The organism is Nonomuraea sp. NPDC047529 (genome assembly GCF_040642995.1).
Lineage (GTDB): Bacteria > Actinomycetota > Actinomycetes > Streptosporangiales > Streptosporangiaceae > Nonomuraea.
This window is the reverse complement of sequence record NZ_JBEYTJ010000049.1, coordinates 24,967-38,294: the sequence shown is the minus strand read 5'-3', so window position 1 is coordinate 38,294 and position 13,328 is coordinate 24,967. Positions and strand designations below refer to the sequence as shown.

Sequence of the window (13,328 nt, the reverse complement as noted above, 5' to 3'; positions counted from 1 at the left end):
CCGACTTTAACGTCCGGCGGCCAGCGCCTCGATGCCGCGCAGCACGAGATCGACGCCGAAGGAGTCGTAGAAGTCCGGGTCGGCCCCCGCCACCAGCGGTGAGGCCATCTCGACCAGGTACGGGTACTTCTCCGGCGACAGCGACTGGAGGCCGGCCCGCTTGACCCGGACGGCCTCCGCGATCTCCTCGCCGGTCCGGCCGGCCTTGAAGTGCACGGGCGCGTCGGCGATCGACAGCGCGCTCTGCAGCAGGTACTTGGTGATCAGGCAGCTCTCCTCGACGCCGAACCCCGCCGTACGGGCCAGGCCCAGGGCCTTGTCCCAGACGACCAGGAAGTTCGGGACGGAGATCGGGTCGATCTGCTCGATGACGTTCTTGGCGCAGGGATGGGCGCGCAGGGTCCTGATGAGCCCCTGGGTCAGGTCGCGGAGCTGCTGCTGCCAGGGCCGCTCGTCGGCCGGCGCGGGCACGAACCCGCCGATCAGGTGGTCGGCCATGCCGAACAGGAGCTGGTCCTTGTTCTTGTAGTGCCAGTACAGGGCCATCGGCGTCACGCCCAGGTCGGTCGCCAGCCGCCGGATCGTCACGGCGTCGAGCCCCTCGGTGTCGCCGATCTCCAGCGCTCGCTCGGCGATGGCCTGCGCGGTCAGTTTTCCCATCACGGTTGACAACTATACGCTGTACAAGTTGAACTGTACGACGTACAAGTACGGCGTATAGGAGGTTGTTCCATGCGATGGTGGGCGCTGGGTGCCGTGACGTTGGGCACCTTCATGACCTATCTCGACAACAACGTGGGAAATGTCGCGTTGCCGACGATCCAGCGGGAGCTCGGGCTGACGATCTCCGGTCTGGAGTGGATCGTGAGCTCGTACATCCTGGTCTTCGCCGGGCTCATGCTGGTCGGCGGCCGGCTCGCGGACCTGTTCGGCGCCCGCAGGGTGTTCCTGGCCGGGCTCGCCGTCTTCACCGTGGCCTCGCTGGGCGCCGGGCTCGCCACCTCCGGCGGCATGCTGATCGCGGCACGGGCCGTCCAGGGCGTGGGGGCGGCGCTGCTCACGCCCACGTCGCTCACCTTGATCAGCCAGATCTTCCCCGACCCCGGCGAGCGCGGCAGGGCCGTGGGCATCTGGAGCGCGTCCGGGGCGCTGTCCATGGCGCTCGGCCCGGCGGCCGGCGGTTTCATCAGCGAGAACCTGCACTGGGGCTGGATCTACCTGATCAACGTGCCGATCGGCGTCGCCACCTTCGGCCTGGGGCTGTGGGCGGTCCGGCCCGCGTTCACCCGCCTGCGGCACCGGCTCGACCTGCCCGGCCTGGCCACCTCGGCGCTCGCGCTGGTCTCCCTCACCTACGCGCTCATCGAGGGCGACCGCGCCGGATGGACGTCGGCCGAGATCCTGGCCGCGTTCGGTCTCGCGGCGGCGGCGGCCGTGGCGTTCGCGCTGGTCGAGGCGCGGGCCGAGCGCCCGATGATCGACCTGTCGCTCTTCCGCGCCCGCGTGTTCAGCGGCGGCGCGCTGACCATGGGCATCTGGTCGTTCGGCGTGTTCGGCATCTACTTCTTCAGCGCCCTGTGGCTGCAGAACGTGCTCGGCTTCTCCCCCACCCAGGCCGGCCTGGCGTTCGTGCCGATGGCCCTGGTCATGGCGGTCGTCGCGATCCTGTCGCAGCGGATCTCCGCGCGGCTCGGCACCGGCCCGACGGTGGCGCTCGGCATGGCGCTCATGGGCGCGGCGATCTACCTGATCTCCGGCGTCGGCGCCGACGGCGACTACGCCGACGTCGCGCCCTGGTTCCTGCTCTACGGCCTCGGCGGCGGCATGCTGGTGCCGCTCACCTCGGCGATCCTCGGCGGCCTGCCCAAGGAGCGGACCGGCGTGGCCTCGGGCGTGCTGAACGTCTCACGCGAGGTGTTCGGCCTGCTCGGCATCACCGTGCTGGGCGCGATCCTCAGCTCCAGCCAGAGCGGCAGCGACCGGCCGCCGCTGGCCGCCTTCCTGGACGCCTACCAGTTCACGCTGGTCATCGCGGCGGTGATCGTGCTGGCGGCCATCCCGCTCAGCCTGTACGCCCTGCGCCCGTCCCGCCGCCCGTCGGAGGCGGACGGTCCTCAGGCCACCGCCTCCGCCACCGTCGGCTCGTCGAACTGAGTGCGGTACAGCTCCTCGTAGCGGCCGCCCATGGCCAGCAGCTCGGCGTGCGTGCCGCGCTCGGCTATGCGGCCGTCCTCGATCACCAGGATCTGGTCGGCCGCCCGCACGGTGGACAGCCGGTGGGCGATCACCACGGCGGTCCGGCCCGCCAGCGCCTCCCCCAGGGCCGCCTGCACGGCCGCCTCGGAGGTGGAGTCGAGGGCCGCGGTGGCCTCGTCCAGGATCACCACGCGCGGCCTGGCCAGCAGGAGCCGGGCGATCGTGAGCCGCTGGCGCTCGCCGCCGGACAGGCGGTAGCCGCGCTCGCCGACCACGGTGTCGAGCCCGTCGGGCAGCGACTCGATCAGCGTCCGCAGGCGGGCCCTGGTGAGGGCGTCCCAGATCTCCTCCTCGCTCGCCGTGGGCCTGGCCAGCAGCAGGTTCTCCCTGATCGTCTCGTGGAAGAGGTGGCCGTCCTGGGTGACCATGCCGAGGGTGTCGCGGACGGCGTCGAAGGTCAGGTCCCGTACGTCCACGCCGCCGAGGCGGACGGCGCCTGAGTCGACGTCGTACAGCCTGGGCAGGAGCTGGGCGATCGTGGACTTGCCGGCCCCCGACGAGCCCACCAGCGCCACCATCTGGCCCGGCAGGGCCGTGAACGAGATCCCGTGCAGCACCTCCTCGCCGCCCCGCGAGTCCAGCGTGGCGACCTCCTCCAGCGAGGCCAGCGACACCTTGTCGGCCGCGGGGTAGGCGAAGCGCACGTCGTCGAACTCGACGGAGACCGGGCCGTCGGGGACCTCGCGGGCCTCCGGACGTTCCTGGATGAGCGGCTTGAGGTCGAGCACCTCGAAGACGCGCTCGAAGCTGACCAGGGCGCTCATCACGTCCACGCGGGCGCTGGCCAGGGCGGTCAGGGGCGCGTACAGGCGGGTCAGCAGGAGGGCCAGCGACACGACCGCGCCGGGTTCGAGCTGGTCGCGCAGGGCGTAGAAGCCGCCGAGGCCGTAGACGAGGGCCAGCGCGAGCGCCGAGACCAGGGTCAGGGCCGTGACGAACACCGACTGGTTCATGGCCGAGCGCACGCCGATGTCGCGCACCCGCCGCGCCCGCGCGGCGAACTCGGCCGACTCGCGCGCCGGCCGGCCGAACAGCTTCACCAGCGTCGCGCCCGGCGCGGAGAACCGCTCGGTCATCTGGGTGCCCATGGCCGCGTTGTGGTCGGCGGCCTCGCGCCGCAGCCGCGCGATCCTGACGCCCATCCGCCGCGCGGGCAGCACGAACACCGGCAGGAGCAGCAGCGCGAGCAGGGTGATCTGCCACGAGATGCCGATCATCACGCTGAGGGTCAGCACGAGCTGCACCACGTTGCCCGCCACGCTGGACAAGGTGTCGGTGAAGGCCCGCTGCGCCCCGATCACGTCGTTGTTCAACCGGCTCACCAGCGCCCCGGTACGGGTCCGCATGAAGAACGCGACCGGCATCCGCTGCACGTGGTCGAAGACGGCCGTGCGCAGGTCGAGGATCAGGCCCTCGCCGATGGTGGCCGACTGCCAGCGGTTCAGCAGGCCGAGGCCGGCCTCGGCGAGCGCCAGGCCCGCTATCAGCACCGCGACCACCACGACCACGTCGAGCGGCTCGGCGTTGAAGATCGCATCGACCACCCGCCCGGCGAGCAGCGGCGACACCACGGCCAACCCCGCCAGCACCACGCTGAGCACGAGGAACAGCACGATCCTGCGGCGGTGAGGGCGGGCGAACCCGCCGATACGCCGGAGCGTCGCCCTGTTCAGCGGGCGACGCTCCGGACGGTTGTTCATCGAGTAAAGCTGATGCCAGGCGGTCACTTCCATGCTCATGGCATGGAGACTATTTCCTCAAGTTAACTTGAGGTCAACTGCCGATCTTCTTGCCCCTGCCGTGCCAGACCACCGCGACCGACGGGCGCGGCTGGTCACCGTCGGGCCAGCGGCTGGCCGGGTTGTCCGGGGTCGCGCCGTCCAGCTCGCCCGGGTGCTGCACGGCCACGAACACGCTCTTCTGGTCCGCGGTGACCAGCGGCCCACAGGTCTCCGCGCCCAGCGGGACCGTGAGGAACTGGCGCAGGTGGCCGCGGTCGGAGCCGCGTACCGGCATGACGAACAGGCCGTCGTTGCTGCCGAGCTGGTTGCCGTCGGTGGAGATCCACAGGTTGCCGTCGGCGTCGAACGTCACGTTGTCCGGGCACGAGATCGGCGAGACCCTGGTCTTGTCGAAGCCGGCGAAGTAGGTCGCGGGGTCGTTCGGGTCGCCGCAGATCAGCGGGAGCGACCAGGCGAAGGTGGTCTCGCCGGCGTCATCGCGCCGCTCGGCGATCTCCAGGATGTGGCCGTGCTTGTTGGACGCGCGCGGGTTGGCCTCGTCCACCTGGGCGGCGGTGCGGTTGGAGTTGTTGGTCAGGGCCACGTAGACGCCGCCGGTGACCGGGTTGCGCTCCATGTCCTCGGGACGGTCCATCTTGGTCGCCCCGACCTTGTCGGCCGCCGTACGCGTGTAGATCAGCACCTCGGCGGCGGTCATGCCGTCCACGTACGACCTGTCGCCCGACACCAGCGGGATCCACTGGCCCGAGCCGTCGAACAGCCCGTCGGAGGGCGGCTTGCCGGACCCGTCGATCTCGGCGGCCGGGCTGTCGCCGGTGAACTTGGCGACGTACAGGGTGCCCTCGTCCAGCAGGGCGCGGTTGTGCCGGTCGAAGCCGGGGATGTACCGGTTCTTCGAGACGAACTTGTAGATGTACTCGAAGCGCGAGTCGTCACCCATGTAGACGACCAGGCGGCCGTCCCTGGCCAGGGTGGTGTTGGCGGCCTCGTGCTTGAACCGGCCGAGCGCGGTGCGCTTGATCGGCGTGGAGTCGGGGTCGAACGGGTCGATCTCCACGATCCACCCGAACCTGTTGGCCTCGTTCGGGTGCTTGGCCAGGTCGAAGCGCTCCTCGATCCGGTCGAACCGGCGATTGCTCGCCGGGGTGCCCGTGGTGATCGTGTAACGCGAGATGTACGGCCGCTGCGCCTCGGGCACCTTGTCGCCGTTGACGAAGTACTGGTCGAAGTTCTCCTCGGCGGTCAGGACCGTGCCCCAGGGGGTGGAACCGCCCGAGCAGTTGTTCAGCATGCCGACCGGCGCCAGGCCCTTGGGGTCGGCGGCCGTCCTGAGCAGGTCGGAACCGGCGGCGGGGCCGGAGAAGCGCATCGGCGTCTGCGCCGTGACGCGCCGGTTGTAGCGGCGGCGGCCCTTGGTGGTGAGCTTCCACTCGCCGGTGCCGTGCGCCCGCTCGATCTCCACGACCGAACCGCCGTGCGCGGCCAGCGCGATCCTGATCTGCTCCTCGGTCGCGGCCGCGCCGCCCGTGTAGCCGCGGAACATCAGGTTCTCGTCGGTGTACTCGTGGTTCACCCACAGCAGGCCGCGGTTGTTGCCCATGGGGAAGAACGTCACGTAGTCACAGTTGTAGCCGAACTGCTTGTTCTGGGCGTCGGCCGTCTGGTTGTCGAAGTCGAAGGCCGGCGCGCCGGGCAGCACCGGGTCGCCCCAGCGCACGACCACGGAGGAGTTGTAGCCGTCGGGGATGCGCAGCGCGTCGTCCTTGTTCGGCGGCACGGAGGTGAAGGCGATCCCGCCACGGCCGCGCAGGCTCTCGGCGGCAGGCGCGGCCGCGGTCTCGGCCTCGGCCCCCGGCTCGTCGGCGAACGCCGGAACCGCGCCCGCCACGCCGACGCCCGCCACCAGCGCGCCGAGCGCGCCCGCGCGCAGCATGCCGCGGCGCGACAGCGCCTCCTTCACCACGTCGCCGAAGTAGACGTTGCCCGTCGTGTTGGCCACGTCGTGCGCGCACGCGTTCCCGCAACGGAACTGACAGGTCAGAGCGGATCGGCCACCTTTGTGCGGGGTGGAAAGCAGCGGCAGCAGCCGCCCCGCCTCAGGGTTCGCCACAGGTCCTCCAGATATGTGCGCAGTTGTACGGCGGGGACGTTACGGTCGCCGACGAAACCCGAGGTGAACGACGACCTCCGTCCCGGTGAACGCTTCCCGCGAGACAATGGACCCGTGCCACCACGCAAGATGGACCTGGAGAAGTTGCGCGCGGCCCTCGACGGCCAGCTCGTCGCCCTCGACCAGCCGCCCTACGACGGCCCCGCGTCGGCCCTGCCCGACGCCCTGGTCGCGGCGGTGCTCACCGCCTACGACCGCGGGCTCGTCCCCGAGCGCGACGCGGCCAGGCAGGCGGTGCGCCACCTGCTGGAGAAGCTGGCCGCCGCGGCTCCCGGCCGCACGGTCGAGGTGCGCGTGCCGCCTTACGCCGCCGTCCAGGCCATCCCGGGCCCCCGCCACACCCGCGGCACGCCGCCGAACGTGGTGGAGACCGACGCCCGTACCTGGCTGGAGCTGGCGCTCGGCCGACTGACCTGGGACGAGGCCATGGCCAGGGGCTCGGTCGCGGCGAGCGGTTCCCGCGCCGACCTGTCAGCCCACCTGCCGCTCTAGCGTCCCCTGCCCATCCAGGGGAACTTGCTCTCGAAGCACTGGTCGGCGAGCTGGCCGGGAAGGTCGCCGCATTCCTGGACCACCTTCCAGAACCAGATCGCGACGATCGCGAACAACACCAGCGAGAGCACGCTGATCACGATCCCGGCGATGGCCCGGCCCCTGCCCACCCGCTTGGCGAGCGCCACGCAGCCGAAGACGATCGACAGGATCGCGGTGAGCACGCCGGTGAAGCAGACGAACACCAGGAACGGGCTCGCCACGCCCAGCACCAGCGAGGCGGTGGCGAGGCCGCTGCCCGGTGGCGAGGGCGGCTGGGTGCCGTAGGGGCCGTACTGGCCGTACGGAGGGCTTCCCGGGGGCGGGCCGTAGCCGGGCGGGCCGCCGTAGGGGCTGGAGGGGGTGGTCCCGGGGACGGACGTGTCCCGTCCGCCTTCGTACGAGCCCGCTGGGCCCTCGTCCGGGACCCCCGAGGCGCTGGGCCCCCCGTAGGCGCCCTCTCCCCCGTACGGCGCCCCTGGCCCCGCCCCGCCTCCTGCGCCTGGCGTGCTCGGCGTTCCCGGCGTTCCCGGCGTGCCGGGGGCCTCCGGCGGGCCGCCTTCCTTGCCGGGCTGACTGCGCAAGGGGGTGGTCGTCTCGGAGGGGGTGCCGCCCGGGGCGGGGGGCGGCTCCTCGGGGCCTCCGGCCGCGTGGGTGCCGGCGGGCGGGGGTTCGAAGGTGGGCACGTCGCCGTACTCGTAGCGGGACGGCGCGGGCCGGCCCGGTTCCTCGTCGGGCTGCGTGCCCCAGCCCGGGTAGGCCGGGGTCGCGCCGGGCATCGGATAGACCTGCGTCTCCTCCGCGTCCCCCCTGCCCCAACGCGCCTCCCCCGTGTCGCCGACGGCCGGCGCCGGCGTCTCGGGCGAGGTGGGCAGGTCGGGATGGTGGGGCTGTCCCGTGGGCCTGGGCTCGTGCGTCGGCGGCACGTCGGGCGGCGGCACCACGGGCGGCGCGGGCGCGATCGGCTCCTCGCCCTGCGGCTCCTCGCCCTGCCGTTCCCCACCCTGTCGCTGCTCGCCCTGTCGCTGCTCGCCCTGCCGTTCGTCCTCGAACGGCCACTCGTCCGCCCACCGGCCGCCACCGGCCTGTTCCCCGGCCCCTTCGCCCTCATGCCGCCCGCCGCCGGGCCGGCTCCCCTCTCCGGGGCCGGCTCCGTGGCCGGCTCCTTCGCCGGGGGGCCCGCCCCGAGGATCGCCCGCCTGTCCAGGCGCCGGCTCGTATCCAGGGACGTGGTCGGGGTCGGCGGCGGTCTCCGCCTCCTCGGCCGTCCCCTCTCGCCACCATTCGGGTGTGTGCTGCGGCGGAGCGTGTTCGGGCCGGCCCTCTTGGGGGCGGCCTTCGCGGTGCTGCGGGTCCTGCCCCTCGCGGGGCTCGTTGGGGTCCCCAGGTGTGGTCACGTCTGCGTCTCCCGACGGGTCTGCATGCCGGATACTTCACCCTTTCGCGGAGGGCATCGGCTAAAGCGCACGACACGGTAAGACGGGTGCCATCCTTGGGTCACCATGCGCCAAAGCGGCAGGCGGCGGGCAAGATGAGTGCATGCTGGACGAGACCCTGACGTACGCCCTGATCATGGTCATGAAGACCCATCGCAACCGGATGGCCGCCGCCCTGGCGCCACTGGGCCTGCACGTGGGCCAGGAGCTCCTGCTCAACCAGCTGTGGCGGCAGGACGGCCTCACCCAGAGCGAGCTGATCGCCCGTCTGGGCGTGGAGCCGCCGACCGTCACCAAGACCCTCCAGCGCCTCGAACGCGTGGGCCTCGTCTACCGCTCCCCCGACCCCGACCGCCCCCGGGTGGGCCGCGTCCACCTGACGGAGGCGGGCAAGGCGCTGCGCGAGCCGGTCGAGGAGATCTGGGCCAGGACCGACGAGGAACTCCAGCAGGGCCTGAACGACGCCGAACGCCACCTCCTGGCCCGCCTCGTACGCGCGATCCCCCAATAGCCCGCTTCACCAAGAGCGAAACCCCCTTGCCGGAAGGGATCAAAAGCGACTTAGCTGGCTAATTAGTCGGCTAATCAGAAAGAGGCATCCCTATGCACGCGTTCATCACCGGCGGCTCCTCCGGCATCGGCGCCGCCACCGCGCTCGCCTACGCCAGGGCCGGCGCGCGGGTCACCATCACCTACAACACCGGCCCGGACCGCGCCGCCGAGGTCGTCAAGCGCATCGAGGAGGTGGGCGGCGAGGCGACGGCCGTCCACCTGGACCTGGAGGACCACGCCACCATCGCGCCCGCCGCCGCCCAGGCGGGCCCGGTGGACGCCCTCGTGCTCAACGCCGTCCGCTGGGGCACGATCATGCCCAACAGCATGGACTTCGAGGATGTCCCCGCCGCCGAATGGACGGCCGCCCTGCACGCGAACGTCGTCGGCAACGCCCTGCTGGTCCAGGCCGTACTGCCCGGGATGAGAAGGAGCGGCTTCGGCCGGATCGTCTTCGTCTCCTCGGGCGCCGCCGAGGAGGGCCGGCCGGGCCCGGGCCCGTACGGCACCGCCAAGATGGCCCTGCACGGCATGGCCCGAGCCCTGGCCTGGGAGGCCGGCGGCGACGGCATCCTGGTCAACGTGGCCGTGGCCGGGCTCACGATCACCGAGGCCGAACGCCCGGTCACCCAGGAGGCCCTCGACCGCATCGCCGCCCGTACGCCGAGCCGCAGGCTCTCGACCGCCGACGACATGGCGGCACTGATCCACTTCCTCGGATCGGCGGCCAACCGCAACGTCACCGGAGAGTTCGTCCGCGACGGTTCCAACGCCGGCAGATCGTCCCACGCCGGCTGATGGAGCACCCGGGTGTGCGAGCACGGAAGCCCGCAACCTAAACTGAGGCATGTGCTGAAGGGCGACGGCCGGCTCGGCCATGACCTGGACCCCCACGACCGCGCTCCCAAAGACGCCTGTGGCGTCTTCGGCGTATGGGCACCAGGCGAGGAAGTTTCCAAACTCACCTACTACGGGCTGTACGCGTTGCAGCACCGCGGCCAGGAGTCCGCGGGCATCGCGGTCAGTGAAGGCAGCCGCATCCTCGTCTACAAGGACATGGGCCTGGTGGCCCAGGTCTTCGACGAGTCGGTGCTCGGCACCCTCCGCGGCCACCTGGCCATCGGTCACTGCCGTTACTCCACCACCGGTTCCAGCGTGTGGGAGAACGCCCAGCCGACCCTCAGCTCCACCGAGGTCGGCGGGCTCGCGCTCGCGCACAACGGCAACCTGATCAACACGCCGGAGCTGGCCGAGCGCCTGGCTCCCGGCTCCACGAGGGCGACCACCGACACCGAGGTCCTGACCTCGCTGCTCGCGCAGGACCGCACGCGTTCCATCGAGGACTCGGCGGCCGAGCTGCTGCCGCAGGTCAAGGGCGCGTACTCGCTCGTGTTCATGGACGAGAAGACCCTCTACGCGGCCCGCGACCCGCAGGGCATCCGCCCGCTGGTCCTGGGCCGCCTGGAGCGCGGCTGGGTGGTGGCCTCGGAGACGGCGGCCCTCGACATCGTGGGCGCCACGTTCGTCCGCGAGATCGAGCCGGGCGAGCTGCTCACCATCGACGAGGACGGCGTCAGGTCGCGCCGCTTCGCCCTGCCCGACCCCAAGGGCTGCCTGTTCGAGTACGTCTACCTCGCCCGCCCCGACACCACGATCGCGGGCCGCGGCGTGCAGGTCACCCGGGTCGAGGTCGGCCGCGTGCTGGCCCGCGAGCACCCGGTCGAGGCCGACCTGGTCATCCCCACGCCCGAGTCCGGCACCCCCGCCGCCGTCGGCTACGCCGAGGAGAGCGGCATCCCCTACGGCCAGGGCCTGGTGAAGAACTCCTACGTGGGCCGCACGTTCATCCAGCCCTCGCAGACCATCCGCCAGCTCGGCATCCGGCTCAAGCTCAACCCGCTGCGCGAGGTCGTCGAGGGCAAGCGCCTGGTGGTCGTCGACGACTCGATCGTGCGCGGCAACACCCAGCGCGCCATCGTGAAGATGCTGCGCGAGGCGGGGGCGCGCGAGGTGCACGTCCGCATCTCCTCGCCGCCCGTGAGCTGGCCCTGCTTCTACGGCATCGACTTCGCGACCAGGGCCGAGCTGATCGCCGGTTCGCTGTCGGTCGAGGAGATCCGGGCCTCGCTGGGCGCCGACTCGCTGGGGTACATCTCCCTGGAGGGCCTGACCAAGGCCACCACCATCCCCGCCGAGCGGCTCTGCCGGGCCTGCTTCGACGGCTCGTACCCGATCCCGATCGACCAGGACAACGTGGGCAAGTTCGTGTTGGAGAGCAAAGCGTGAGCACATACGAGGCCGCCGGCGTCGACATCGAGGCGGGCGAGCGCGCCGTCACCCTGATGAAGGACAAGGTGGCGCGGGCCCGCCGGCCGGAGGTGGTCGACGACGCCAGCGGCTTCGCCGGACTCTTCGACGCCTCGGCGCTGCTGCGTTACCGGCGTCCGCTGCTGGCCTCCTCCACCGACGGCGTGGGCACGAAGGTCATGATCGCCCAGCGCTACGGCAAGCACGACACGATCGGCATCGACCTGGTCGGCATGGTCCTCGACGACCTGGTGGTCTGCGGGGCCGAGCCGCTGTTCATGACCGACTACATCGCCGTCGGCAAGGTCGTGCCCGAGCGCGTCGCCGAGATCGTCGGCGGCGTGGCCGAGGGTTGCCGTCTGGCCGGCGCGGCGCTGGTCGGCGGCGAGACCGCCGAACACCCCGGCGCCATGGGCCCCGACGAGTACGACCTGGCCGGAGCCGGCACCGGCGTGGTCGAGGCCGACGCCATGCTGGGCCCCGACCGGGTCCGCGAGGGCGACGTGGTCCTCGGGCTCGCCTCCTCCGGCATCCACTCCAACGGCTACTCGCTGGTACGGCACGTGCTGCGCGAGACGTCGCTCTCGCTCGACGCGGTGCTGCCCGAGCTGGGCCGCCCGCTGGGCGAGGAGCTGCTGGAGCCCACCCGCGTCTACTCGCTCGACTGCCTCGACCTGGCCCGCAGGTCCGAGGTGCACGCCTTCTCCCACATCACGGGCGGCGGCCTGGAGGCCAACCTGTCGCGGTCGCTTCCCGGCCACCTCGACGCGCTGCTCGACCGCTCGTCCTGGACCCCGCCCGCGATCTTCGGCGTGCTGGCCGGGCACGGGCGGATCGCCCAGAAGGACATGGACCGCACATTCAACCTCGGCGTGGGCATGGCGGCCGTCGTGCCCCCCGGCTCGGTCGACGAGGCGATCCGCCTGCTCGGCGAGCGTGGGCTCGACGCGTGGGTGCTGGGCGAGATCGTCCAGGGCTCGGGCCAGGCCCGCTACCGCTGACCCTCTTGGGGGCCGGACCTGGTTCGGTCCCCAAGTCCGGTTCCCGGTCAGGCCGGCTTGTGGCGCTGGTAGTGGCGGGCGACGCGCACCCGGTTGCCGCACAGCTCGGGTGAGCACCAGCGGCGCCGGGGGTGGGCGGGCAGGAAGATCATGCGGCACCGGGGGCCCTCGCAGGCCCGGATCCGGCTCGCCGCCGGATCGGTGAGCAGGTCGGCCGCGGCCTCGGCGAGCTGCGCGAGCAGGCGGGCGAGCCGGTCGCCGTCCCTGCGCGTGCCCTTGGCCGGCCCGGCGTCCGTCACGTCCAGATGCCCGTACGCGGGCGCGGCGCGCATCGCGTCGTTGATCGCCCCGACCGCCTCGCCGGACGGCCCCTCACCCCGGCGTACGGCGTCGACCGCCGCCTCCACGTGTGCCCGCAGTTCCCGGACCGCCCCCAGCTCCTCCGCCGCGAACGGCCCCTCGACCGCCGCGAGCCGGCCCGCCTGACGATCGATCCAGTTCGCGAACCCCTCGGGCGTGTCGAGAACGTCGAAGTCCTGGGTACGGGTGTTCACCAGGTCCAGCGCGAGCGGCTCACCGATCAGGAACTCCATGGTTCCTAATGGTATATCCAGCCCCATGACGCGTTAGAAATGCGTTGGGAGAACCCGACACTCAGACTCCATGCCGACCGGCGGGCATGACTGCGCCACCACCGGCCACCCACGCCGATCAAGCGGGACGACGCCTTCTCCCGGGAGCCGGGCACGCACGCCTACCCGCGGGACCCGCCGGACACGCTCGACACCGGGTGCTCAGCGCCAGAAACCACTCAGCGCCGGAAGAGAGGATCGCCAAGATCGCGGACCCTCTCGACCACACGCAAGCGTGACGAAAGCCTCACGGTCGCCCGTGAGGCCCGACGATCATGAACGAGGATCCGGCAGCACGCCGGACCCTCGGCCACGTCACTCTGAAGAACGGCTATCGGCGACCGGAAGGACGGTCGTCCTCGTCGTCCCCGGAGCCGTAGTCATCGGCGTAATCGGCATAGCGATCCGCCAGCTCATCGTTGAGGTCGTCGGCGTCGTCATTGCTGGAGTCGCCGACCCCGAGTTCGTCGCGAAGTCGGTCAAGATCCGTGCCACCGCTGTTGTACTTCAGCTGGCGAGCAACCTTGACCTGCTTGGCCTTTGCTCGGCCGCGCCCCATTGGCTCGACCCCCTCGTGTGGGATCGTCCCCGACCCCTCGTCGCTAACGCACCACACACTGACGCCGCCTGACTTTGGACGTCAGCCTATCGTTCGCCTATTACCGTACCTGTTTTGTGCCCAGCTCGGTACGTCGTATGGG

At 71.5% G+C, this 13,328-nt stretch carries 12 protein-coding genes; 6 read left to right on the top strand and 6 right to left on the bottom strand.

Annotation, left to right across the window (positions count from 1 at the left end; all coding sequences use genetic code 11):
* Positions 1-6: 6 nt before the first annotated feature.
* Positions 7-660, bottom strand: coding sequence for a TetR family transcriptional regulator (locus ABZ815_RS45660; RefSeq protein ID WP_357708103.1), 654 nt, complete (start codon positions 658-660; stop codon positions 7-9).
* A gap of 72 nt (positions 661-732) precedes the next feature.
* On the opposite strand from ABZ815_RS45660, the gene ABZ815_RS45655 reads away from it, so the two are divergent.
* Entirely contained in the window at positions 733-2,154 is a 1,422-nt protein-coding gene (locus ABZ815_RS45655) for an MFS transporter (RefSeq protein WP_357708062.1), read from the top strand.
* Here the strand turns inward: ABZ815_RS45655 and ABZ815_RS45650 are convergent.
* Both ABZ815_RS45650 and ABZ815_RS45645 read right to left on the bottom strand, forming a co-directional pair.
* Complete coding sequence (locus ABZ815_RS45650) at positions 2,115-3,995, bottom strand: ABC transporter ATP-binding protein (protein WP_357708061.1); 1,881 nt, start codon at positions 3,993-3,995, stop codon at positions 2,115-2,117. The genes ABZ815_RS45655 and ABZ815_RS45650 overlap by 40 nt on opposite strands.
* 34 nt (positions 3,996-4,029) lie before the next feature.
* A complete protein-coding gene (locus tag ABZ815_RS45645; RefSeq protein WP_357708060.1) occupies positions 4,030-6,108 on the bottom strand; it encodes a PhoX family phosphatase in 2,079 nt (692 codons plus the stop codon).
* Between the two features lie 129 nt (positions 6,109-6,237).
* Between ABZ815_RS45645 and ABZ815_RS45640 the strand changes: the two genes are divergently transcribed.
* Positions 6,238-6,660 (top strand): sterol carrier family protein, encoded by a 423-nt coding sequence (locus tag ABZ815_RS45640; RefSeq protein WP_357708102.1) that lies wholly within the window; start codon positions 6,238-6,240, stop codon positions 6,658-6,660.
* On the opposite strand, the gene ABZ815_RS45635 is transcribed toward ABZ815_RS45640, so the two are convergent.
* Positions 6,657-8,096, bottom strand: coding sequence for a hypothetical protein (locus tag ABZ815_RS45635; RefSeq protein ID WP_357708059.1), 1,440 nt, complete (start codon positions 8,094-8,096; stop codon positions 6,657-6,659). The genes ABZ815_RS45640 and ABZ815_RS45635 overlap by 4 nt on opposite strands.
* Positions 8,097-8,238: 142 nt before the next feature.
* Here ABZ815_RS45635 and ABZ815_RS45630 point away from each other — a divergent pair, with 142 nt between their 5' ends.
* From ABZ815_RS45630 to purM, 4 genes are all read left to right on the top strand, one after another.
* Positions 8,239-8,646, top strand: coding sequence for a MarR family transcriptional regulator (locus ABZ815_RS45630; RefSeq protein ID WP_357708057.1), 408 nt, complete (start codon positions 8,239-8,241; stop codon positions 8,644-8,646).
* 92 nt (positions 8,647-8,738) lie between these two features.
* A complete protein-coding gene (locus ABZ815_RS45625; protein WP_357708056.1) occupies positions 8,739-9,485 on the top strand; it encodes an SDR family NAD(P)-dependent oxidoreductase in 747 nt (248 codons plus the stop codon).
* A 51-nt stretch (positions 9,486-9,536) separates the two neighbouring features.
* Positions 9,537-10,973, top strand: a complete 1,437-nt coding sequence (purF, locus tag ABZ815_RS45620) for an amidophosphoribosyltransferase (protein ID WP_357708055.1) — start codon at positions 9,537-9,539, stop codon at positions 10,971-10,973.
* On the top strand, positions 10,970-11,995 hold the full coding sequence (purM, locus tag ABZ815_RS45615; protein ID WP_357708054.1) for a phosphoribosylformylglycinamidine cyclo-ligase: 1,026 nt from the start codon (positions 10,970-10,972) through the stop codon (positions 11,993-11,995). The genes purF and purM overlap by 4 nt, the downstream gene beginning before the upstream one ends.
* A gap of 47 nt (positions 11,996-12,042) precedes the next feature.
* Here purM and ABZ815_RS45610 read toward each other — a convergent pair whose 3' ends face one another.
* Together ABZ815_RS45610 and ABZ815_RS45605 are read right to left on the bottom strand one after the other, a co-directional pair.
* Positions 12,043-12,588 carry a CGNR zinc finger domain-containing protein gene (locus ABZ815_RS45610; RefSeq protein WP_357708053.1) on the bottom strand — a complete coding sequence of 182 codons (546 nt, stop codon included), beginning with the start codon at positions 12,586-12,588 and terminating at the stop codon, positions 12,043-12,045.
* A gap of 370 nt (positions 12,589-12,958) precedes the next feature.
* Entirely contained in the window at positions 12,959-13,186 is a 228-nt protein-coding gene (locus tag ABZ815_RS45605; RefSeq protein WP_357708052.1) for a DUF3073 domain-containing protein, read from the bottom strand.
* Positions 13,187-13,328 lie beyond the last annotated feature (142 nt).

Coding starts and splice junctions, on each gene's coding strand:
- ABZ815_RS45640 (WP_357708102.1), top strand. CDS start 6,238: ATGGACCTGGAGAAGTTGCGCGCGGCCCTCGACGGCCAGCTCGTCGCC.
- ABZ815_RS45660 (WP_357708103.1), bottom strand. CDS start 660: ATGGGAAAACTGACCGCGCAGGCCATCGCCGAGCGAGCGCTGGAGATC.
- ABZ815_RS45625 (WP_357708056.1), top strand. CDS start 8,739: ATGCACGCGTTCATCACCGGCGGCTCCTCCGGCATCGGCGCCGCCACC.
- ABZ815_RS45610 (WP_357708053.1), bottom strand. CDS start 12,588: ATGGAGTTCCTGATCGGTGAGCCGCTCGCGCTGGACCTGGTGAACACC.
- ABZ815_RS45650 (WP_357708061.1), bottom strand. CDS start 3,995: ATGAGCATGGAAGTGACCGCCTGGCATCAGCTTTACTCGATGAACAAC.
- ABZ815_RS45630 (WP_357708057.1), top strand. CDS start 8,239: ATGCTGGACGAGACCCTGACGTACGCCCTGATCATGGTCATGAAGACC.
- ABZ815_RS45605 (WP_357708052.1), bottom strand. CDS start 13,186: ATGGGGCGCGGCCGAGCAAAGGCCAAGCAGGTCAAGGTTGCTCGCCAG.
- ABZ815_RS45655 (WP_357708062.1), top strand. CDS start 733: ATGCGATGGTGGGCGCTGGGTGCCGTGACGTTGGGCACCTTCATGACC.